This is a genomic window from Thermosporothrix sp. COM3 (assembly GCF_059696735.1).
Map to the genome: position 1 here is coordinate 5,795,727 of NZ_AP019376.1, position 23,055 is coordinate 5,818,781.

Here is a 23,055-nt window from a genome sequence, read left to right on the forward strand (position 1 = left end):
CTTGTCTACAAACTATTGCGAGCCTGATAATGAGCGGTTATTTGAGTCTGTGAAAGCGCATAAGAATACAGTGCAAACTCATCAATCCACCCGGCAAAAAACGTGCTCAGGACGGGATTCCTTGCAAGGGTAAGCGCATAAGCAGGATTGGAGAGATTGCCTGATGAAGCGATATCTCCGACCTTTGTGCCGTTGAGATAGAGCTTTAATCTCGTGTTGTCATACGTGGCAACGACGTGATACCACTGGTTGAACTGCCACGTGGTCGGAACATCAATGGAGTTGAAAAAATCCTCATAGCCATTGGCTACATAGAGAGCGTGGTACGATCCTGTACTGACATCCAACCTCATCCCGTGATTGGTAGAAACTGGATTGTCAGTTGCGACCAGGCTACAGTAGCCATTGCGCGACAGATCAGCGAACTTGATCCACAGCTCAAGGCTGTACTGATTCCAGTCCTTCAGCGTCATGTTTGCTACGACGCCATAGCCGGTAGAGCCGTCAAAGCGGATGGACGGATCAGAAGCGATCACTCCCGGCTCGTTCGTGGTAACCCCCCCTTGCAAGGAGAGCGCAGTATCCTGGTTGCACCTATCATAAAAGACCGGGGCATCTTGCTTGATAACTTCGGGATAGAGATGCGCTTGCAGGAAATTGCTGACTTGTCGAACGGTGCGCAGCTCGTACAGATCGGGGCTCCCCTTGAGCTGCACATCTAACTCCCCATATTGCCCACCGCCATAATAGATTTTTGCGCAATATTCGATGGAAGGCGCAAGAAGAGAATGCATGACACGCTCATACTGCTGCACCAGGTCTGATACCTGCATCAGCGCATCAGGATCGCTGGCACGTAGCATCGCAATCTGAACGCTCTCAAACTGCCGCGAGCTTTCGGTGATATCTCTGCGTGTGAAGGGGAGAGCTTTTGCAAGAACCTGCTCAACCTGTTGCACCGTCTCTACAACTCGCGCCACCGAAACAGGCCCACTCATGACCATTTCAGAGCCGCGAGAAAACTCGTTGACCAGTCGCCAGCCCGTGAGCGTGACGCGCTCTCTCCCTTGCAAGGGGGTCTGCAAGGTTTCGGTCACGCTTCCTGTCACCGTTGGTGCACCGCTGTCGGTAACGGTCAGGTCATCTACACGGAGCCATGATGCTGAACTCGGAAGAGCGGTGACACCGTAACCACCAGTCAGAACCGGGCTGGAGTCAGATACATCCATATCCCACGTGCTCGGCTCTTGACTGCTCGCGAGCCAAAGCCTCCCTTGTAACCGGGTTGGGTTGCTTCCTGTAACGCGAAACCGCATCTTGTATGCGGTGTTGGCAGTAATCGACTTTGCCGGGCCTGACCAGGTCTGCGTTGTGCTGTTGTTGACGAACCGCGCAATGAGCAGAGAGCCAGAACTTAAGTTGAATCTGTAGCCTGTCAGGTTGCTTGTTCCTGCATTCCCACTGAGTCGTGCATCAAGCCCGAACTCATCAGATGTCGAGGCAGGAATAAAGGTAGCAAGCAGCTCCATATTTCCAGTGCTTGCCGAACCGAGTCGGTAGTGCAAACGGGAGCCGGGATTACTCGGGCTGTTGCGTATTTGCCCTTGCGTCCCGTTGGTTGAGAGCATATCCAAGTACCCACCCTCAGGCGGGTCATTGGTAGCGGCTCCCCAGATTTTGCCATCAGTCGCCATGCCCCACCCGTTTGAAACTGCTGCTCTATTGAAATTGTCTTGCGCTAAAACAGCCATTACAGCTTCTCAGTGATAGTGATGAGGCCATTTGACGAGTCAGAGATGATCAAAGGGGCGTCGAACGGCACACGCAAAAAGGTGTGTGTCGTTGCTGTTACCGGGTTAGCACTGACCAGCCAGGCCGTTGTATATGAGGCGGCAACGGCCGGCGGTGTGCCTGTCGTGCTAAAAAGGTAAGCCCCGTTGTTCGTGACGGTCAGACTGCGATTCCCATACCCAGAATTGCCCCCGCTGACTGCATACGTAAACTGTGCAGCAGGTAAAGGAGCCGTATAGGACACAGGAGACGTAAGCGCGCCTGGATCGGCTGTCGGGACACTGGCATAGTCATACCTGACCCATGAGCCGGCAGGGATGCTTGATGTTGGCCCGGGAGTTGACTGAACACCCACGGTTCCGGCTCCTGAGATGGCGGCTGTCGTGACAACTGTCAAGGTGTTAGAAGTCCCTGCATTGATGACCAGCTTTGTCCCGCTTGGAATAGAAGCGCCTATCAGAGAGCCGATCTGGATGCTTGTCACGTTGCCCCCCGCGGGAATGGCGGCAGAGAGCGAGGCCATACCCAGAGATTGATCAATGGCGATCATTGAGGCGGGGGGTGTACTCGGAGTGCTTGCACCGGCCAACGCCTTGAACATGGTCAACACGCCATTATCCGTGTAGGCGTTTTCCAGCCATTGTTCTTGAGTCACGTTGCCAGTGGCCTTCTCAAGTGTTTGAATGCGCCAGAAACCGCCCGAACGGTTGAGGCTTGCCACAGCATCATCAAAGTTTGTCGGCTGTGCTGGTTGGCGATATTCTGGGATAGAAATGTAGATGTTTTGCATAGATGGCTCCTTCAATGAATAAATCTGGTTAAGTAGGCAATAATAACCGCAATGAGGATAGACGATAGAACACCAAGCAACCAGTAGAGCGTGCGGGAAAGGATGATGAATCTCTCGGCTAAAATTTGGCTAGATGATTGGATATCATCGAGTTGCTTATCAAATTTCTCTTTCATGGTCTCTAGCCGCGAATTGGCTTCCTTTAAATCTATCCCCCACTCTTTGCGCAACACCGAAAGCTGGCTTTCTAGATTGTCTATCCTTTTTTGATTTTCTTGGATCATTTGTTCATGCATTCTGATTTGCACTTCATGAGTTTTGAGATTGACATAAGAGCTTGGCAGTTCATCGATCTTTTTATAGATAGCAGCAAGTTGCTGCTGTATCGAATCAGGCATATACAAAGAATCCTTTCTAGTCTGCAAAGAAGGCCGTCCAGTCCGACACGACAGCCCCTTGCACGGCCTTGATCTGGAATTTCTCTTGCCAGACCGGCACGCCTTGTTCATCAACTGTTGGCACCCACGATCGTGCGACACTTTGAATGAGGAAGGGCACATCTTTGAGACCATAAGCCGGGTGGTAGACATGCAGGAGCTGACCGGCTTTGAGGCCTGGTTTGCGAGTCACAAACGAAAGCACATGACCCTTCTGGGCGTACTGCTTCAACCTGCTTACAGCCAGGGCGAGAGCTTGCCGCTTGGGCATCTTGTCAACTTCCTCGTTGACTTCGACAATACCGCTTGTCCCGTCCTGAGCTGAACGAGAAGCTATCTCTTGCTCATCCCTGACGTTGACCGAAATGGGCACCTGAGCATCATACTGGACTTCGATGATCTGTCCGTCTCGGAGCTTGTTCGAGTCATCGCTACTGAGTGAGTTTGACCCTCTCTCGAAGTAGAAGACGGCTCCAGTTGCGCCTTTAGCTGCGTAGCTCACAGCAACGCCATCGACGCTGATTGATTTCATCGCCTCTACCGGATAGCCGAGCGTCCAGGATGACGCTTCACCATCGGCTTTCTTGGTTTCGGTCATTGGTACAATGTCGATGGCCCCTGTAATCCATTGCGAGTTGCGGTAGCTCTCCTGCGTGTTTTCCAGAGAAAAGCCCTGAATCTCCATGAGATTGGCAGTCGCGATCCAGGGCGCAAGTTCTGCCTCGCGCCGCCGGAAATACGGTGTTCCGTCATGGTCAAAGAACCAGAGGGCGTCACTCTGCTTTGCCAGGTCATCAAAGACGGCCGCGATGCTGGTAGGCTTGCCACTCGCTATTGAGTAGTCTGTGCTGGCAATGAGTGCGCCATCTGCAATGCTTTCAGGCCGGATAGTCACAGCAAGATCATTGAGTGATGGCGACATCAAGGGATCATCTGTACTCAGCACAGTCTTCACATACAGGTTTGTCTGGAATAATGGCGAACTCAAAACCTGGAAGGAGGCAAAGTTGAAGGTGTTTTGCCCGCCCGCTGAATACAAGCCAGAGTAGCCCCCTTGCAAGGGGGTAGTATCGGGATACTCACAGAGCAGCTCGCCATCCATCCAGAAGGAAACGGTGTTGCCTACACGCTGGAAGCGGAACCGATGTGGCGTGCCTCTCACAAACGAAATGGAAGCAGCAGCAACGAGAGAGCTTGTCCCGTTTTCTGCCCGGTAGATTTGTGCGGTGTTGGGCTGGCTTGTTGCCGCTGAATCTCGCACAACACAGGAATAGGCATTGCCATTGTTCAAGCAGAGAGCCGCGCCCCCGTTCTCTGAGCGATCACTGTCAAACACAACCACTGCTTCCATGCCGGGCGTGAGCCGTGTCGGGCGTAGCACTGCATTGAGGCCATTGGAAACAAAAAGGCGGCTATTGGCTGTATCCCACGTCCATACAGCGGCATCACCCCCTGCAAGGAATTGAGAGAAGTAGTCGCGCTGTGTGTCAGAAGCGAACTGGTCTATAACTGGCTCTTGTGCGCCAACAATACCAGGGAGAGCAGAAGCACCGCTTGCGCCAGCTCCAACATTTGACCATGACACCCCATCAAACGAGCTTTGTATGCTCGTACTCGTATTTTGTGGCTGGCTTCCGTCCCAGGACAGACTTGTTGACCCGACGCGATCTGCAAGCTCTAACGCGATTGCTGGCGTCACGCGTGAGCCTGTCGCGTGATAGTTGCTCACAACAGCCAAAGAGAGGCCTGTTATCCGTGCAGGGACGCTGACGGACTCTGTGGAGAGTGTCGCTCTTAAGCGTGCCTGGGTCATGTTCGTGCAGTTTGCGCCCTTCTGCAAGGCCGGGACTGGCTGTCCTTTGCCGACAGTTTGCCAGCTCGCGCCGTTGTCCGGGGAGAACTCCACTTTATAAGAGACATCACTTGGCACCGGCTCATCATATTGAAAATTGATGAGTGAGCCGACAATGTTGGCTCCCACACCCGACAGGTTGAGAGCGGGACTTGTCCAGGAGCCCTGCAAAGAAGACACAATGCCAAAGTTGTCGAATCTGGCTTCCTGAATAATGCCGCCTGATACCGCTTGAGAATTATAAATCCGCATGGCGATATATCCCGGCCCGGCATGGGTCGAGTCGGTGACAGAGATGTATTCCACATCGTCAATGCTGATCTTATGCGTTGCCCCATTGACAACCACCTTGAGCCGGTGCCAGTTGCCTTTCTCAAAGGTCAGAGCCGTACTTGCAAGCTGTGTCCACGATCCCGAACTTGCAGAGTTACTGCCTTTGCCGAATTGAAGCAGACTGGTGCTAAAACCCGCGAAGTAGGCAAAGGAATTTAACGGGGCCTGCCGGGTGGCGGGATAATTGCTCGTCCTGTATTCCAGCCCGGCAACCGCGTAGTCGTTGCCGAGCAGGATATCTATTTCAGCAGTGAAGTTTGTCCAGATCCCGCCCCCGGCGAAATTGAGACGCGCCCTCAGATCGTGCTGAGGGTCAATATTCAGGAAGTAGGCGGCTTGCCGAATTCCGGCTCCGCCATAGCCATTTGACGCGAAAAAGGTTAGTCCGGTCTCATCCCCATCATCCCAGTTTCTGGTGTACTGATTCAGCTTGATCTCGTCTGAATCAGAGCGCACGTTGTTGTACGTGCCAGTTTGCCAACTTGCCTTGTTCTGGTAGAGGATGAGCGCGTCTTGTTTGGTTGTATTTGCCGCCGGATTGATCTGATAGCTGAATAATCTCAAGGCAGGCGAAATGGTCGGGTCTGGTGAACCGTTTTCAAGGTCTAACTTCCACTTGAGACCAACCCCCGGCTTTGTCAGGTCTTGCCCTGGCACAAAGCAAGGGAGGGCCGTAACATTAGGAGCGTCCAGATAGGAAATGCCATTGTCGCCGCTGACCTGCACACGGGAGGTGGTCTTGTCTGGGAGATCGGCAACATATGAGAGATGACTTCCTTTGTAAATGCCCACAGTCGAAAGCGCGGTCGGCTCTGCAAAGGTCACAGAGCCGCGTTTGTCGTAGGATCGAACGTAGGATACAGCCAAGTCGGTATAGCCATATGTTCTCACGATTTTAGGCACAAACGGGAGGCTGGAAGAAGAGCTATCGAAAATCCACAATTTTGTAGCATTGGACGCAGAATTATAAATCCTGATGTTTCGAAAAAAGGCCTGATAAACGCCTGCTTGATCTCCCTCGAAGCCAAGAGAAACATAGGCGATTTTCTTCCCTACCCAATTTATAGTGGGGACTGAGATCCAAAATCTTCTCTCATACCATTTATCATCAGCCCATCCTTTTAAATCGGTTGAAGGATGAGGATCCAGGTCATTTATATCATTTGAATAAAAATTGTGAATATCTCGCAGCGATGTCCCATCGGTGAGCGTGATGTCAACACTCGCTTTGATCTCAGGCGACGTCGAACTGACCCAGACTTCATACTGCAGGAAATCATTTGCCTGGATCGTGTACCCACCATTGTAGATCTTCACGTAGAGATAGGTGTTGCCAGCGCTCGTACTGGAACACCGGGCGCGAAAGCTCACGGCCCCGCTAGAGCGCAGCCGCAATGACTTATCCGGCCCTATCTCAAGGCTACTGTATGTGTTTGGCGCAAGCCAGCTTGTAAAATCTTTGTATTCCTTTAGAAGAGGTGTGCCAGCAGGTGAGAGTGTGAGCACATCCCGGCCGCTCTCATCGGTTGTGGTAACTGTATTCGAGAGGGTTCCTTGCTGAAAGGCGGCAACATCGGACTCGCGGTAGGATGTGAAGTTCTGCCTGATCCCTTCCCCTTGCAAGGAGGTTTTGAGCAAGTCTACAAAAATATCACCTGCTAACTGGTTATGGTAGTCCTTGCCGCTGAAGAACCGTTTGTCTGCAATGTAGTGCTTGCCGATGGCGTCAATATCAAAGCTGGTGTGGGGATTGGGAAAGAGATTGTGCTTGCTTACCCTGTCCACATAGCCGGAAAAGATCAGCTCATCATCTGCCTTGATCTCCAGTTTGAGTCCGGGGTAGTAGTCGGCCGTGCCAAACGTGTCAAGCACCTTAACGCGTGCTGTTGCCCTCTGCTCAATGGTGTCCTCTGTTTCAAGTTCAACAGAGGCAAGGACATTGACACCGTTGAGATAAACGGATAGCGTTTTGCTGCTCATCTACCTGACACCTACCTTTGTCCGTGATCTGTTGGCGATGTAGTTGCCGCTGATCTCACCCAGGACGCGGCCGTCAACCTCCAGCACGATCGGGCGTCCATCCCCTTGCAAGGCAACCTGCACCGCCTGCATGACGGCTGCTCCGGCAGGCTCTGGATAGTCAATTTGTGGCGTCATCGCGGTGGCAAGCCGCGAGCTGGCACGCTCTACGCGCCCGATCTGCCGATCAAGGCCCGATACCAGGATGTCGCCAAAATCTGGCATCCAGTCCCGCACCGAAACAAGCGGCCCGATCTCAGGCGTTGAGAAGTGGAGATATGACCAGATGGTGTCAGCGATCTCTTTGGCCTTTTGGCCTACAGAGCCAACGAGATTGCCCAGACCACCGATCAAATTCGCACCGAAGTCGCTCATCCACTGCCAGGCCTGTCCAGGAAGCCCGCTGAAGAAGCTACCAATACCTGACACAATCTCACTTGCTTTGCCGGTCGCTTGATTGTAGAGATTACCGAAAAAGCCGACGATATTGGACACAAAATGAGACACCGTATCAGAAACCCACTTGCCCATGTTCTGGAAGAAGGACACGATGGAATTGACCAGATCTGGCACGATGGAATGCCCGACCAGCACGTCAAAGAGCCACTGGAAAAAGCCGATCACGCCAGAGACGAACCCTGAGACGAAGGATATGACTGACTGCACCCCCATAAGCCAAATCCCCTTGATCATCCCCCAGAACCCGCTAGCCATGTTGACGATACCGCTCCAGATATTGGAAAGGTCCGCCCCGAGCTGGTCAAATTGGCCTGTGAACAGGTGAACAAAAAACATGATGAGGCCCGAAATGATCTGGAATACTCCTGACCAATACTGGATGAATCCACCAACAAAGGAGACCACGCCTTGCAGGAAGGTGGACAAAAAGGATAGAGCCCCGCTGAGAGTACCAACGAGAAGGGCAGTGACAACAGCCCCTAGTAGAGCGAATCCTGGCAATAGCGGTTGTAGCCCCTGCCATAGCCCTTGCAAGGCTGGTAGGAGTTGTGTCGTCCAGGTGGCAACGAGCTGATCCCAGACAGGCTTGAAAGTGGTGATCAGGAAGGTGCCGAGTTGCGTCAGAGTTTGGCCTAGATTACTAACCCCTGAAATAATTCCTGGTACGTAGGGACTCAAAAGCTTGATTCCGTCTGCTAGCCCCTGGAACGCTTGGTTCAGGAGGCCTGCACCGGCTTTGACATTAGCATCGCTAAAAAGCCCTTTCAGCCCATCTGCAAGGGGGGTCAGGTGTGGCGCGATATTGGAGGCTATGGTATTGCCCAGATTCTGTAAACTCTGGACAAAGTTAGACCAGCCACCACCTTTGTTAAGTACCTCCCCAGCCTTGCCGAAGAGATCAACCAGGCGGGAGAAGCCGGGCGCGACATTTGTGGAAATAAAGGAGCCAATGTTTTGAAGGGTACTGCCTAAAAGCTTGCCTGTCCCTGTGACAAATCCCAAAAAGGCGGGACTGTTGAAGAGATCTCCTAATTGCAGCAAACCACTCTTCATTGCATCAAAGGTACTTTTCCCAAATTCACGCAAGGCATTTCCTGCGGAATCAATGAGATTCGAGAGTGCACCAAATCCGCTTTTCCCCTGCGCTTCCATAGCACCCGCAAGGTTTGATTCCTGAATGCCCTTACGCAACATGGCGATAGCATCATCTGCGGGCAGTAATCCTTTGGATACAAGGTCACGCACCTCGCTTTGTGTCATATGGAGTTGATTGGCAAGAATCTCCCATACGCGTATATTCCTGTCCGCGAGCTGACCGAGGTCTTCGGCTGAAGCCTTCCCGTTTGAGCGCATTTGTCCGAAAATAGTTGCTATATCCTGAAGATTGCTCGGATCAAGTGCATTTCCGCTGACCACATTCCCGATATCTGTCAGCCAGGGCAGAATATCTTTGGCGTTGACCCCAATTGCCAGTAATTTCTGAGCTGTTTGAGCTAGCTCTGGGAATTCGAAAGGTGACGTTGCAGCAAGTTTTTGGATCTGCTGAAGCAGGTTTTTCGCCTCATTCCCATTGCCAAGCAAGGTCTTGAAGGCGATTTCGGTCTGTTCCATCTTCCCGCTTGACTGAAAGATAGCCGTCCCCAGACCGATCGCGGCACCGACCCCGAGGGACAGTGCTCCGGTGAGGGCTGTCCCCAGTCCCATCGCCGCCACCTTCATCCCCTCGAGCTGGGATTTAAAATGAGAGGACATGGAACTGATACGCGAGCTGAAAGAGCTGGCGGCAGTAGACGCCTGATGGAACTCCGCGGCAAGCTTCTGCCCTGTGTTAGAGTCCTCAAGACGCTTGATCTTTTCTCTGGCGTCCTGAGCTTGCTTTTCAAGCAAGACCAGCTTAGCGCGGGCCTCTTCCACGCCGGTGACGGCCTCACCAGCGTTGGCGGCATGCTCAAGCTTTTGCAGTTGTTCACGAGCTTTGCGCACCTGGCTTTCAATCAAGACAAGGTGCGCTTTCGCAGCTTCGACGTTGGTCACAGCTTTGGACATATTGCCACTGCCCTCCATGCTCTGGAGAGCTTTGCCTGTGCTGAAAGCAGAGGATGACACAACTGAGAGCTGGCTTTTTGCCTGTGCCACTCCGCTTTTCAGGCCGGACATGTCTACACTCAATTTCACAATCAGTCCGGATAAAATCCCCATTTATCGCCTCTTTGCTGCTTCTTTCTTCGCTTTCTCGATAGCTTGCTTCTCTCTCTTGGCTTTGATCGAGAAGTAGGCCTGCCACCCAGCAAACTCGCTGGCACTCATTCGCTCAAGAAACTCGTCTCTGGTGTTGCCTGCCCCGACGGTTTCCGTCAGGAAGTAGGAGAAGTATTCGAGGTCGTTTGCTTCAAGTTTTTTTGGGTTTCGTCTGCGTCAATTGCGGAGAGTTCCCGAATCTTCTCAGCAATCGGGGTGAGCACTGACATCCCAAATCCCGCCACGCCATCAATGTCCTGCTCAGAGAAGATTTGTTCTTTCCCTTCTCGGGTGATGAGAGAGTAAGTGACAAAAGCAGCGGCTTCTAATGCCTCGTTCCGCCCTGTCTCATCTTTGCTCAGGCGTTCAGCCTGGACGACCTCCTTCGCAGTCAATTCTCTGAGAGCAAGCTGTCCATCTAGCTCCTCCAGACCGGGAAGAGTAACCTCAAGGTCTTGCACCTTTAAGCGTCTATTAAAGAATTTTGCTCTGATTTCTGCAGGCTTCATCTCATATTGTCCTTTTGTGATGTTGTAAATTTACGCTTTGAAAAACTCATCAGTGAGTTGGAACGTCAAGCCCTCTTCAATGAGTGCCGAGACTTCGGCTTTGATATTGCACTCGGATACGTAAGCGTACCCTTCATACCTGCGGCCTGTAGGAGAGACATAAGAGACAATGAGCAGGTCTCGCTCTTGCAAATTCTTCACCCGATCATGATTAAGCCAAAACCTGTCAACCTTTAGCTCCCCCTCGAGCAAGGTCGGGGTGTAGAACTTCGCGCCGGTAGGATTGAAGGTTGTGCTGTCCTCCAGATTTGTTTTGCTCGTAAATTCGACACTTTTCGCATTGCCTATCTGGCTGAACGGATAAAACGCGCCAGAGGCCAGACGCACTTGCAAGGTCGGATCTTGCGGTGAGTCAAAGACGACGCGAGCAGCGACACGATAGAGAGTGAAGCCTGTGCTGACCGGAGTCCAGGTCGTACCATCTGAACTGGTTTCAACGATAACTGGCACGTCCCGATCAAGATACCGTTTTGTCGAGTTCGCGATCACATAGGTCTTGTGATCTCCTACATCGGTGAGCATCTCATTGACAAAAGGAACACTTGGCTTGGATGCAACGAGGAATTGTGAATTATACGCGGCAATCGCCATTTGGAAGCTCCTTATGCTCGCGTCACGTCACCATTCATTGTGACGGAGTACTCAACCTCGATTTTCCCTGACACATCGGCCTTGATCGAGTATTCACCGATCCAGGCATCGAAGGAATATTTCTTCACCCCATCGGGAGATATCTCAAGCTGTACCAACTGCCGCCCGAAATAGGCGTCCTCTAACGCTTGCTGGCCGGGATCACCTACATTCCAGTTTCCCGACAATTTTGTTTCCATCCCTCGCAAGGTTGGGATAAACGTTTTGGTACCGGGCGCACTACTGCTAAATGCAGTAGTTTCCTCTAAGTCGGTCTTGAAAGGAAGTTCCACGCTCGAAATGTCGTGCACAATAGTGCTGCCTACTTTGATCACTGCACTATAAGCCGCTTTTGCCATAGTTCTTACTCCTGTGTCTCAATCCTGTATCTAACAGGCATGTGCCGTACATCTTCTTCTGGGTCGTTGAGAGATTCCGAGAATTCATACCAGCAACCAACCTGCGTCATAGTTGCAAGCTGAAGCGATTGCTGGTCAAGGATCTGATTCAACCTTGCAAGGATGGCTTGCGCTTCCTTGAATCCTTTTGCTGCACTCCAGATGTGGAGTGTTACCGTCGCTTCATAGCCGCGCCGCTGAAAGCTATGAAACGGGACTTCGGTTGCCTCACCAATGGTTACATAGGGATAAGTCTGAACATCAGGAACAGAACTTGCGTCAAATATCCCTTTGACCAGGTTCATCAGTGTGGTGTCGCCTGTAAGCCGCTGGTACAAGGCTCGCTGAATCTCTCCGAGTGAGGTCATAACTTCTTGAGCCTTTCAACAAGCCCTTTGCGAGAAATCTCAAACGCAGGCAGGAGATACGGTTGCGCCTGCATCTTTCGCGTCCCGAACTCGACATAGGGCGCATACTCGACATTCGTTCCAACTAGAACCTCGTACCTGTCTGTTTGTTCGTAGCTTATCGAGTTTTTCAGACGACCAGTCCGCACCGGCACCCGCTTCTGTGCTTCGTTTTTGCATTCTTTGCCCGTTGCCAGCAACTCCTGCTCTGTACGATTTTCCAGCTCGTCTACCGCCTGATCCAGATCAGCAAGTACTTTGTCCAGACCAACAATCTCAACTCCCATATCTCAGCTCCTTGCAAGGGTCATGCTAACTGCTCTACCGCAACCCGGCGCAAGACCTCATACGAGGTTGGGTCATAGAGGTCAATAACCTTGTAGGTGATGCCGTTGATTCTGAGCCTATCAGCGCCGCGGATGTCGGTCAGGCGCGGCACCAGAAGCCGTTTGAGCGTTTTGCCTTGCAGACGCTCCGCAATTACCACTTCCTGGGGAGATTGCCCTGAATCAATCAGCGCACATGGCACCGTCGCAACGACAGTCCATGTAATCTCTGTACCGCCCTGCCCGTCGGGCGTGCGTGTCTCTCTCAACACATCACACATATCCTTGAGGGCCAGTTCTGTTGCCAGGTCAGAAAATGCCTGTAAGTCCTCATCGCTAATAATCGTCATTTAGAACTCACTCCCGCTTGCTAAACCTGGCTCCAGAAAATCCAGTTGCAACCGCCCGAGCTGAAACCCCTGTGTAGTCTGCCCACCTACCTGAATATCAAGTCCAGCCAGCTCCGCTTCAGCGTCTTTCAAAAGCATTTGCACGCGGTCAAAGGCCTGTGAGCGAGACGCTTTGACCGGGCCGGGCAACTCCACATCAAAGCGAATAGCGAGCAAGCGTGAAAACCGCTTGAGCGCGTAATAGTTCAAAAGCGCGATGAACTTAAGCGTATCGGCTTGCGCAACATTGGCCGTTGGAAGATCCTGCTCTGCAACACCAAGATGGCGCAAGCTCATATCAATAGCCGTGCTGTAAGCATCGGCTGTCTGCTCTGGTGTAAACTTGGCCTCTATCGCCAGCTCTCTATATTCTTGCTGAAGGAAGCTCAAGGCGGCTGTTCGATCCATCACGCGTTGTCCTTGATTGGCAGGCCGTTAGCATCAACGAGCACGCCATTGACGACGTATCTCCCGCCTTCAGGGGCCTCGTCAAGCTTGCGCTCTGGCTCCACCCTTGCAAGGGGTTGCTGCTCTGTCTGCTTCTCTTCTTGCTGTGTTTTCTTCTCTGGCATTCCATCCACCTCGCTTAGAAGGTCGGGGTGACATATGTGCTCCCCCCGATGTACAAAACGGCACCGTTAGACCTCTCTTGCACCGCAATCCCGTACTCGCGTTCCATATACTGGGCATGCAAGGGGTAAGACTCTAACTCAGCGGCAATACGTAGCGACCCTGACTGAGCATCTCGCACCCGCATCGCGAGCGGTTTCGTCTGCGCCGGGTTGTACGCAAACAAGTAGTTATTTGGAATCCAGGGCTTCACCCAGATTTCTGCCGCCCCAAAGACTCCGATAGCCCGATTGTAGATGTTCATGGTATCAAGCGGCGTCCGGCCAACTGCCGTTGTAGTCGGAGGTAGCACCCGAGCGTCAACATACGCTGTAAAGCCGGATAAGCTGCGGACTGCTGCTTCTTGTGCCTGGCTGATGTACACCTTGATCGTACCGGTGTTGTAGTGTTCCAGCACTGTGTTAATCAAGCTATTGAGCGCATTCACATCTAGCGCTGAAACAGCCAAGTAGTGCGTATGAGTATTACCATCAAAGGCATTCTCATACGGATCGGGGGGAAGCGGTGTCCCGTCTGCATTGAGTAGGGCGCGAATGGGGAGATTCAAATTGTCAACCAATCTATCCAGATAGTTGAGATTATTTGTGGGGGTAAAGATGGCTTTCTTTATCTCGGTTTGCAGTCTCCTGATATCGGCTGTCATGGCCGCGTTCACCTGAGCAGCTATCTCCGCAACCGTGCGAGTTTGGAGATACTTACGGGTCCATTGCAATCCGACCTGGAATAGGCGGAGAGGGAAGCCGACGTTGACGCCAGTGGTTATTTTCTGTACATCTGGCGAGCTGTGCTCATCCCCTTCAATCATCGTCATGGTATCTACGCCACCGTAACGACGTAATCTATCTGTCGTTTGCTCAACGAGATCAGAAGTCATCATATTTACAATCTCGTTATGCGCGTCCAGAAATTGCTGTACAGCACGGTAGGTATTCTCTTCGCCATAATCTGCAATCAGCGTTCTATTTGCGGCTAAAGTATCCAGTATTTGGAGGGTGCCGTATGCCATCCTGTACTTTCCTTTCTAGTGCATCGGCACTACTTAGTAGCTTTTCTGAACGTAAATGCGGGTGCTATCCACGACACGGCCAATCACCGTCGTACCGCCTGTAGAGGGTGCGGTATCCAATCCACCCGGCACAGTCCCTGAGAGATACAACGAGGTGCCAGGAGTAAGATTCTTTCCGTAATTGAAGTTCACTCCCCAGTACAGGGAAAGAGACTCTCCAGGTGCAGCAGAAGTTGCGGCAAAGCCATCCACAACGGCATTGCCATCATTGGCTGCTCCACTCGCGCGGTAGATCTTGCCATCATTTTTGATAACGCAGGCATCTCCTGCGGCGATAACTTCACCCGCGTAGAGGCCAGATAACCGGTTATTTGGGGGCGGCGTGGCACTGGAAAGTGAGGGGGTGCCACTCTTTGTAATTGCGGCCATAGTATCCGTATGCTCCTTTAAAAGTTGTATAAACCACTGCGCATAAGACTTGTCGTGATTGCTTCACTCTTGTGTGACTGTCCTGTCGGTTTTGGGTTTGGTGCATTCCCCGGCAAACCAGCACGTCCTTGCTGCTCAAGCTTTGCCACCAGCGGTTTTGATTTCTCTATCCATGCCAGGCGCTCTTCAATCGGTGCATCAGCTCCGGGATCAAATACCTTGATCTCGTCAGGCCAGTCCTTGGTCTCGCTCTCAATCTGGCTTGCAAGGAGAGATGCAAGCTGATTGTAACGCTCAGAGATCGGCTCTAATTCATTCACTCTCGCCTGATACTGCTCTGCAAGCTGCTTATATTGGCCTTGCTCTTTCAGGCGTTGATCTTCTGCAAGGCGAGCCGCTTCTTCTTGCTCTTTGGCACGTTTGCGATAGGATGCGTTCTCTTTGCGCAAATCGGCAATCTCGCGCTGTAACGCTTCAAGAGATGGTTGATTTTCTGAGGACTTTTCACCCGCCTGGGGTTCCAAGTTGGCCGCCTGGGCCTGGGGACTACTGGTCGCCGCCTGGACGCCATCAGTAGTATTCGTGGTATTGTTGTTCTTCATACTGTACCAGATTCCTTTCAATTTGTAAAGACAACTCGAATAGAGTTTGTCAGTACCTGTCTGTTATTTGTATTGCATGGTGCAGCGACAGTGGCTCTTGCATTGTCGCTGACCAATTGGAATCAGCGAACCTATCGGTTGCCAGCCTTTGCGGGCTTCTTGCAAACAGCCCGTACAATGATCCGCGATACCTAGAATAGAGCGTTGCAAGCGTGCGCCACCGATACGGGCGACGCGCTCTCTCATCGCTTCATGGCTCCCTCTGGCCGCTTGCGTGTAGAGCGCACTCCTTGCAAGGAGGGTGCCATCTAATGCTTGCTTGCCGGTCTTGATGTCCTTCACAAAGCCCCTGAGAAATAGATACTGTTCCTTGAGCAAGTTCCCAACAAAGCCATAGTCGGCTGGCGACATGTTTTTTGCGCCACCATTGCCGATCATCGCCATCGCCACATGGAGTGGCTTCAGGATAGAAAGCATCCCGACTTGCCATTGAGCAAGCGAGATCGCGCGATCCGCGAGCTGCTGAGACAGATCGCGAATGCGCTGAGTCTCTTTGTCGATCACAGCATCAACTGCCTGCCTGACGATGCGTTCTGGCACAAAGCGGCCCGTTTTCAGATCCACATAGCGTCTGGCACGTGGATTGTAATTGTAGGCGAACTGACTCATTTTTTATCGGGCTCTGGCTCAACAATCTCTGCGTCGATCAATCCCTTGCAAGGGGGAGGCGCAGTGTTTTGCCAAAGCGCTTCTGCCTCTTTAATGTTGGTCTCGCTGACAAGAGCGAGAGCATCCAGATCGTCATCTGTCCATTCGATAGGCTCACCTAGCGGAACCGGCTTTTTCTTCGGTGACTTCCTCTGCATGCAGATCTCCTTTATAAACATGTTTGTACACATCGGCTGGATACTGGAAGGCAAGAGTAAGCAATGCTGTTTGATACTGCTCTTCATTCCATTGCTCCTGCTTGCACTTGTATTGCATATACAGTACATCCCGCATATATGGGACAGATGTATTATGACGCCTGGCCTGGATTAACGCGGGAAGAAGAAACATATGTTTGATAATCATTGCTCCACCCCTGGCACAATATCTTCTTGTGCCAAGAGCTGATCACGTTTAATCTGTTCTACCCGATCCTGACCCAATTGCGCAAGCTCCTCATCAGTCCAGCCCTCACCTCGCAAAACGAATTCCAGAGGCGCACCGGCTTGCACGGCCAGATTGACCCCCTGCCAAATCGCTTGTTTCTCTTGCGCCTGCTCCAGTCGCGTTGGAGTGAGCAGAGGCCTGGGCATAATCGACATGTCCAATTCTCCGCGCTGGTAGCTCTCAAGTGAGAACGGTAAGAACTTCTGTTGTTGGCGTGTGAGAGAGCGCCCCCACGCGCCACTATTGGCTCTGAAACCACCCATAGCACAGGCCATACGAAACAGGGAGATGCAAGCCTGGTCATAGTTGGCTTGCGCTTCCTGAACCCGGCTTGCGACATCTCCAACCAGGCGTGATGCAGCAGGCCCCGTCACCTGCGACATTGACCGAAGCTCGCGGTAAAAGATCAGCTCCGGGTGATCCTGCTCAATTTCGGCTAGTAGTTTGTCTATGTAGATATTTGCTGCTGACAGATCCAAATTCCCGGCCAGACTATCTACCTTCCCATCCTTTGGCCCTTTCAGCATGAGCAAGCTTTCCTGCTCACTGGCAGGCTCGTCAAAATCGTTCGTAGAGCCTCGCTTTTTCGCCCCGAACAAGTTGTTGACATTGCCGTCTGTCCACAAAACCAGAGGCGCACCGATGACCTTATGTACTTGGTCATGGATATGGCTTACCAGATTGTTCAATTCGTCAATTTTGCCCAGGCTCCCGGCAATTGCAGGACTGCCGTGGTCGGAACCAGTATCACAGTGTCGAATCCAGACGGCAGGCACAAAGCCATACGGGTTCTCTATCTCAGCGCCAAAGCCATAATCATAGGGGCGGTCATCTCTGAAATACCGGAATGATCCCTTGTCTACTTCTTTTCTATATTGGTATGACCCGGCTTCGTCTTTGGCCGTGTACTCAATCACGTATCCTTTGATATTGCCTGCAGCATCCAGCTCCAAAGATTTGACGTACCCCGGCCAGACGATTTCTGACGTGATCTTCCCTCGCTCAATGTCGTCGATCAGCTCAATGAGGACACTTCCCAGTGCGGCCCCATACCTGACAATCACGCTTTTGCGTGACTGCCAGTTGTTCCATGCCCAAAATTGAGCAATGGCCTGTACCAGTTCGGTTGGGGTATCGGAACTGAAGGGGATGGCGACAGGCGCGCCATCAGGAAGAGCTCGCCCGTCTTCTGAGAGCGCGCCGGGATAGACGACACCAGCATAAAAGTCTACAAGCCTCTTTGTCGGATTGTAGATCATTCGAATGTTGCGGTAGAGGTTATACTTAGCCTTGTACGCTGACCAGGCGTTCGACACACGGTCAAACATGCTATTATTGTAATAGCTCCATAACAATGCATATTCAGCAGCCCGGTTTTTGTATTCCGTGTACTCCGGCTGTTCCTCAAACACACGCTTAGCGGCAACGATAGCCGCCTTTCCAGCTTCCATAAGCTTTCCCCATAGTGCCATACTCAATATCCTAGAAAGCCACTGAGGGCTTGTGCTGTATCAATGTCCAGCGGTTCAATGTCTCGCTGGCCGTTCGTGGCCTCTTCTGCCGCCATGCTGATCACGTCAACCTGGTCATCATGTGCGCCCTTCGGGAATAACAGTAGCTCTGTCTCCAGATCATGCAACCAGGGGCCCCCCTGTCGAAAGTAGATCTTGCCATTCTCGAACCAGATAGAGGCTGTGGAGGCGCGTGTGACCTTATCTCGGACGGGTTGGTACTCCTTGCAAGGGATACCTTGAGACAAGGCCTGTTGCACAAGGGCGAGCTGATAGCCCACCTTCTCGATCTTGAAATACGCGTGAGGATAGTGGTGATGCAGACGCTGTATCAACTTGAACTGTTCAGGGTTACTGAAGCGGCCACGAATCACATCCAAAAGCAGAAGGTCATGCTCTGGTGTCATTGCCCACACTCCAAAGACCGTGTAGTCCGCATGCTGCTTACTGCTGATCGCCAGGTCTACGGTAATAAAGACACGCTCACAGTGCGCTTTGATGACAGCACGCCCCTCCAGTAGATAAGCATCTGCTGTCTCTCGAAAATACCGGAACCATTCCCGCCTGAATTGACCGCCACCACTTGGGACAGGCGTCTGCTGATACTGAGCTGCATAAGCCTGAGAGCCAAGCTGTTTCTTGAGCCGTGCAAGGGATTCGTGATCGAACCGTTCAGGCCAGAGCAACTCACCCTCTTCCTTGCGCGGATCTGTCCAACCAAGTGAGGTACGACAGCGCGTCGCTTCCTCGAATTCCGTTGGCAGATTCAGGTGTTCCCAACCCCCTAACTCTAAAATGTGTCCACTCACATCCTGCTGGTGGATACGCTGACCAACCACGACCATCGCACCTGTTTTCTGGTCATTGAGACGGCTCACCCACGTCTCGTTGAACCACTGAAGCGCGTTCAGTCTCTGCACATCGCTGGTCGCGTCACTGGCTGGATGCGGATCATCTATGAGAAGTCGATCTCCACCCTCTCCTGTCGTAGCAGCTCCGACACTGGTAGCCAGTCGATATCCTCGCTTGTCATTCTCAAAGCGACTCTTCATGTTTTGATCGCCTGCGAGCCTGAAAATATGCCCATAACGGGACTGGAACCAGGGTGACTGGATAAGTATCCGCGAGCGTCGGTTATCCCTGATTGATAAAGAGAGCGCATAAGAGGCGCACAGCCAGCGCAAAGATGGATCAAGCAACCATGACCAGACAGGCCACATCACACTGATCAGGGTGCTCTTTGCATGGCGAGGAGGCATGTTGACGAGGAGCCTCTGTATCTGTCCTGAACTCACTGCTTCAAGATGCTCGCTGATGGCATGGATATGCCAGCCATCCACAAACGGCGTTGACGGCTCCAAAATGTGCCAGGCGTCTCGGACAAAATCATAGAAGCGAGGTATATCCTGTGGCTGATCTTCCAACAACATGGATTCGAGAGCCGATAGAGCAGCTTTGTTCTTGTTCAAAAGTGGAAGCAGTCTCATTCGAGTGCTACCCCCAGTTTCTTAAGTGCTTCACTGAGCTTCTCCTGTTGTGCTTTGAGGGTGGCGATCTCCTCAGAGACAACCAGATGCTCCAGGACGAGCTGCGCCGCTTTGATCTGGGAATGAGCGGAAGGGGAGACATCTGCTTGAAGATGTCTCAAGAGGGCGGTTATGGCAAGCTCGCTATATTGAACTCGTCTCAGTGCGGCCTGCTCTTCATCATACTGCTTACATCGTTCCTGCCAATTGAATGTAGATGACCATGTAGCGAGTTGACGAAATAATGAAGCTGCGTAAGCCTCGCTCTTGAAGGTTTGTTGATGAACTGTTGAAGGTTTGTGGCGTTCCCGAACCATTTCTTCCGCAAGTCTGCGTAGACTCCGAGGCTGTGGCATGTCGCGATAAGCCAGAAAGGCCCGATAGGCTCTCGCTGTTTCTTTCTTTGGCTTATCATTCATGCAACATCACCTATTGAAAAAAGAGCCGGTAGGTAGAGCTTCCCCCTACTCTCTACCTCTACCCTCTACTCTCTACCGGCTCCAAGAGAGGAACCTGATGGGTTTACAACCACCATACTGGAAGGAGAATAACGACGCCCTACGACTCAAGCCGTGGGCTTCTCAAGTACGTGCTTGAACGTTTGTCCGAGTGCAAGAATGGTGATGGCGGCGTTGTGATCATGATAACGAATAGTTATCACAACACCAAAATTCATAACCTACAGTTATTATACCCCGTGTATCAGGACTTGTAAATACATTCTGACAAAACTCTCTTCAGAGCGTGAAAAAGCCGGGACACTCTTTCTGTCATCCCGGCAAAAGCTATTCTGGTAGCTCCCTATGTGCCTGCTGGCGGGCCTTCATTGTTTGTATCTTCTTTCTTGCCTACATGGCTTGTAGAGCCGTCTGAAGCCTCTAAAAAATTCAGTTGTACCGAATTTTCTAGCGCAAAATTGAGGACATCGCGCCGATCTTCCAGAGACCAGCGTTCCGGCGCATCTCCTTCCACGCGAACATACTGCGAGATGAATTGATAGAATTCAGCATCAGAGCAAGATTCAACGTTGGTTCGCTTGTCGGTATCGGGCAAGGTGAACCACAGGTCTGCCAGATCGAGGAGCGTGTATTTTTTCGGCTGTTTTTTCGGTGAGTCTGAATTTTTTACCGAATTGTTCTTCGGCTTCAGCGCGCCACTGGACTGTTTTGGCATGAAATTTGCCACTCCTTCTAAGATAATGCTGGTTGTAATAGATTCTCATGTCATCTGATAATCCACCAGGCCAATGACCCCGAACGATTCTATAGAGAATCAGTTCGCGTACCTGCTCATTGCTTCTCTGCCTGCCTCGTTTTTTATGCCAGACTAAAGCCGCTGGCGAAGCGGAGTGAGCAGGTGAACCTACCGAATTTTTTCCTGAATTTTCAGACTCGGTAGGTTCGGGAGAGGGGGCTAATTCCCCTGCTGATTGGCCTGGTTGTTCAGCAGAGGGGAGATAAAATTTCCGGAGATTGGCTTAATAATTTTTGGTGCTGGTTGTACTGTAGCCTGAGCTGGCGGCAGTGAGGCCGCTTGAGCTGGTGGTAAAGAAGCAGTCTGTGTAGGTGCAAGCTGGTGACGGGCGGTAGGTGGGGCCTTCCGCTTTTTCTCGTTTAATGATCGCAAATCTTCGTACGCTTTTTCTACTTCTGTTATATAGTCTATATCACGGCGAATTGCCTCGGCAGGACGATTCGCCAAAATATAGACAATCGTGCCAATAAGCCAGGGAGAAAGGGCCAGTAGTTCTAATACGATGCCAAGCAGGAACTTGCCGGGCAAGGGGATCGGCTCCAGCATGAGCCTATAAATAATACCAGCAGAGTCCATGAGAAACACGAACCATTTCATACAATCCACAATGAGTGTATATGAAGGGCTGTTGAAACGGACTTTATACTCGCTACTGTACTTTGTCCCGTGAACCGCTTCATAATCGAGAATGTATGACTTCAACTGATGGCCGTATGTAAACAAAACGATTGCCATAATTGCGACCACTGGGCTCACAATTGTTGCCAGCACATACGACCAGGAGAGGCCGAGAGCAGGTTGCAAACCGACTCCAATCATGAACCAGATGCCTGCGGCAAATAAAGCCTCAAGCGCGATGACGGATAAGAGAATGAGAATTCCCCCAAGAGTGCGAAAGTAATTCATTTTTCCGTCCTTTCAGGATATAATGTCGCTTAGTCCTGAACCTAGTAACAGGACTGCTGGCCGGGAAGGTGCCTTCGACACCAGCCCGGCTGTTCAATCAGAAGCTACAGAGGAAATGTTCTGTAGTTCCCCTTGCAAGGGAAAGAGCTAGAGGGTATCGAGTACCGACTTTGCCCCTCTCCGTGCTTCTGACTGTTTCAAACTCTTTAGGTATTCTTCTGTGACTTTCACAGAGGAATGGCGGAGCAGTTTGGAAAGCGTATATATGTCCCCTCCGTTGCGTATAAACATTGCTGCAAAGGTGTGCCTGAAAGTATGGGGAGTACATCTTACTCCCTCTATTTCTGCCCATTCACCTAATCTTTCAATCAACCTCTCTAAGCCTCTAACTGTTAACCCTCCTCCTGACCGGCTCATAAAGAGATTCGCTTTTTGTATCGCCTGTGCCTTAAATTGTTGTGCGCTACGAGTAGGCAGTTTTTTAAGCTGGCTTTCAATTGCAAACTCTATTGTTGGCACTCGGAACATACGTATGTATTTTTGTAAGAGCCGGCGTGTTTTCTCTCCCATGCCAACTTCACCCCATTTTCCCCCTTTCCCAAGTACCCGAACGTAAGAATCTTTTGTGTCTAGGCTTACATTCCCTATAGTGAGAGAAACGAGTTCGGAAGCTCGGATACCTGTATCTACAAGCAGTGCAAGGATGGCCTGATCTCGTATTTGCAGATGTTCAGACTCCTCATATCTGCACGCATCAAAAAGAGCTTCTAGCTGTTCAGGCGAGAAGACCTCGATAATGGTTTTTACCACTGTTGGGAGCTTAATTTTGTTTATGCTTTTAGCATCAAGTATATCGCTATACTGCTCATCCTCCAGACACCAACTGAGGAAGCGTTTAGCCACTCTTACATAGCTGGCCAGGGTGTAAGTGGATATCTCACTTGCAGCAGATCTTGATGGCTTGTGTGTTTGTTGTAAGTATTCCACAAAGCACTGAATTACATGGTGGTTTATCTGATTCAACATGATCGGTTCATATTTTTTCCCTACTGGCAGAGCATACCAGGATTTCTTGTTTTTATCCTGCAATATGGTATGAGATGCACACCATGCTGCAAACTCAGGAAGCTCCTGGGAGTATTCTTGCTTGGTGGAGGGCCGCAATCTTTTAAATTCAGGAGAAGCAAAGAAATCATATACTGCTTCCTGAACGGGAATTTGTAGAGATGACTCCTCACGCTTTTTGATTTTAGGCATGCGCACCCCCTTGCAAGGGAGAATAGGGATGAACCGTTACCTTTTGCAAAAAACTAGCCCGTAAAACCGCACTACAAGCCATTTTATAATGGAACANNMNNMNNNMNNMNNMNNMNNMNNMNNMNNNMNNMNNNMNNMNNM

At 51.3% G+C, this 23,055-nt stretch carries 24 protein-coding genes; all 24 read right to left on the reverse strand.

What is annotated here, in order from left to right:
* Nucleotides 1-5: 5 nt before the first annotated feature.
* The 24 genes from KTH_RS24765 to KTH_RS24880 all read right to left on the reverse strand — a co-directional run bounded on the left by KTH_RS24765 (nt 6) and on the right by KTH_RS24880 (nt 22,914).
* Nucleotides 6-1,751, reverse strand: coding sequence for a LamG domain-containing protein (locus tag KTH_RS24765; protein WP_497621557.1), 1,746 nt, complete (start codon nt 1,749-1,751; stop codon nt 6-8).
* The gene (locus KTH_RS24770) at nt 1,751-2,581 is read right to left on the reverse strand and encodes a hypothetical protein (RefSeq protein ID WP_111326212.1); all 831 of its coding nucleotides are present in this window, start codon (nt 2,579-2,581) and stop codon (nt 1,751-1,753) included. The genes KTH_RS24765 and KTH_RS24770 overlap by 1 nt, the downstream gene beginning before the upstream one ends.
* 11 nt (nt 2,582-2,592) lie before the next feature.
* Nucleotides 2,593-2,979, reverse strand: a complete 387-nt coding sequence (locus KTH_RS24775) for a hypothetical protein (protein ID WP_111326213.1) — start codon at nt 2,977-2,979, stop codon at nt 2,593-2,595.
* A gap of 16 nt (nt 2,980-2,995) precedes the next feature.
* Nucleotides 2,996-7,183: a hypothetical protein gene (locus KTH_RS24780; protein ID WP_497621560.1), complete on the reverse strand. Its 4,188-nt coding sequence runs from the start codon at nt 7,181-7,183 to the stop codon at nt 2,996-2,998.
* Complete coding sequence (locus KTH_RS24785; RefSeq protein WP_497621561.1) at nt 7,184-9,880, reverse strand: tape measure protein; 2,697 nt, start codon at nt 9,878-9,880, stop codon at nt 7,184-7,186.
* 155 nt (nt 9,881-10,035) lie between these two features.
* Nucleotides 10,036-10,428 (reverse strand): hypothetical protein, encoded by a 393-nt coding sequence (locus KTH_RS24790; RefSeq protein WP_497621563.1) that lies wholly within the window; start codon nt 10,426-10,428, stop codon nt 10,036-10,038.
* A gap of 30 nt (nt 10,429-10,458) precedes the next feature.
* Entirely contained in the window at nt 10,459-11,079 is a 621-nt protein-coding gene (locus tag KTH_RS24795; protein ID WP_497621565.1) for a hypothetical protein, read from the reverse strand.
* An 11-nt stretch (nt 11,080-11,090) separates the two neighbouring features.
* Complete coding sequence (locus tag KTH_RS24800) at nt 11,091-11,477, reverse strand: phage tail tube protein (protein WP_497621567.1); 387 nt, start codon at nt 11,475-11,477, stop codon at nt 11,091-11,093.
* Nucleotides 11,478-11,482: 5 nt separating this feature from the next.
* Nucleotides 11,483-11,884, reverse strand: a complete 402-nt coding sequence (locus KTH_RS24805) for a DUF3168 domain-containing protein (protein WP_497621569.1) — start codon at nt 11,882-11,884, stop codon at nt 11,483-11,485.
* The gene (locus tag KTH_RS24810) at nt 11,881-12,210 is read right to left on the reverse strand and encodes an HK97-gp10 family putative phage morphogenesis protein (protein ID WP_111326220.1); all 330 of its coding nucleotides are present in this window, start codon (nt 12,208-12,210) and stop codon (nt 11,881-11,883) included. Before KTH_RS24810 ends, KTH_RS24805 begins: the two co-directional genes overlap by 4 nt.
* A gap of 20 nt (nt 12,211-12,230) precedes the next feature.
* Nucleotides 12,231-12,599, reverse strand: coding sequence for a phage head completion protein (locus KTH_RS24815; protein WP_497621571.1), 369 nt, complete (start codon nt 12,597-12,599; stop codon nt 12,231-12,233).
* Entirely contained in the window at nt 12,600-13,049 is a 450-nt protein-coding gene (locus KTH_RS24820; protein WP_497621573.1) for a hypothetical protein, read from the reverse strand. It lies immediately after the preceding gene.
* The gene (locus KTH_RS24825) at nt 13,046-13,210 is read right to left on the reverse strand and encodes a hypothetical protein (RefSeq protein ID WP_497621575.1); all 165 of its coding nucleotides are present in this window, start codon (nt 13,208-13,210) and stop codon (nt 13,046-13,048) included. The genes KTH_RS24820 and KTH_RS24825 overlap by 4 nt, the downstream gene beginning before the upstream one ends.
* A gap of 14 nt (nt 13,211-13,224) precedes the next feature.
* Complete coding sequence (locus tag KTH_RS24830) at nt 13,225-14,274, reverse strand: hypothetical protein (protein WP_497621577.1); 1,050 nt, start codon at nt 14,272-14,274, stop codon at nt 13,225-13,227.
* A gap of 33 nt (nt 14,275-14,307) precedes the next feature.
* A complete protein-coding gene (locus KTH_RS24835; RefSeq protein ID WP_111326224.1) occupies nt 14,308-14,703 on the reverse strand; it encodes a hypothetical protein in 396 nt (131 codons plus the stop codon).
* Nucleotides 14,704-14,720: 17 nt separating this feature from the next.
* Nucleotides 14,721-15,305, reverse strand: a complete 585-nt coding sequence (locus KTH_RS24840) for a hypothetical protein (protein WP_497621579.1) — start codon at nt 15,303-15,305, stop codon at nt 14,721-14,723.
* 63 nt (nt 15,306-15,368) lie between these two features.
* On the reverse strand, nt 15,369-15,974 hold the full coding sequence (locus KTH_RS24845) for a hypothetical protein (protein ID WP_497621581.1): 606 nt from the start codon (nt 15,972-15,974) through the stop codon (nt 15,369-15,371).
* On the reverse strand, nt 15,971-16,171 hold the full coding sequence (locus KTH_RS24850; protein WP_497621583.1) for a hypothetical protein: 201 nt from the start codon (nt 16,169-16,171) through the stop codon (nt 15,971-15,973). Before KTH_RS24850 ends, KTH_RS24845 begins: the two co-directional genes overlap by 4 nt.
* A gap of 204 nt (nt 16,172-16,375) precedes the next feature.
* On the reverse strand, nt 16,376-17,932 hold the full coding sequence (locus KTH_RS24855) for a phage portal protein (protein WP_497621585.1): 1,557 nt from the start codon (nt 17,930-17,932) through the stop codon (nt 16,376-16,378).
* 2 nt (nt 17,933-17,934) lie between these two features.
* Nucleotides 17,935-19,401, reverse strand: a complete 1,467-nt coding sequence (terL, locus tag KTH_RS24860) for a phage terminase large subunit (protein WP_497621588.1) — start codon at nt 19,399-19,401, stop codon at nt 17,935-17,937.
* Nucleotides 19,402-19,454: 53 nt separating this feature from the next.
* Nucleotides 19,455-19,916: a hypothetical protein gene (locus tag KTH_RS24865; RefSeq protein ID WP_111326230.1), complete on the reverse strand. Its 462-nt coding sequence runs from the start codon at nt 19,914-19,916 to the stop codon at nt 19,455-19,457.
* Nucleotides 19,917-20,298: 382 nt separating this feature from the next.
* Nucleotides 20,299-20,670, reverse strand: coding sequence for a hypothetical protein (locus KTH_RS24870; RefSeq protein ID WP_497621590.1), 372 nt, complete (start codon nt 20,668-20,670; stop codon nt 20,299-20,301).
* Between the two features lie 240 nt (nt 20,671-20,910).
* Nucleotides 20,911-21,657 (reverse strand): hypothetical protein, encoded by a 747-nt coding sequence (locus KTH_RS24875; RefSeq protein WP_497621592.1) that lies wholly within the window; start codon nt 21,655-21,657, stop codon nt 20,911-20,913.
* A gap of 147 nt (nt 21,658-21,804) precedes the next feature.
* Nucleotides 21,805-22,914, reverse strand: coding sequence for a tyrosine-type recombinase/integrase (locus tag KTH_RS24880; protein ID WP_497621594.1), 1,110 nt, complete (start codon nt 22,912-22,914; stop codon nt 21,805-21,807).
* Between the last annotated feature and the right edge of the window lie 141 nt (nt 22,915-23,055).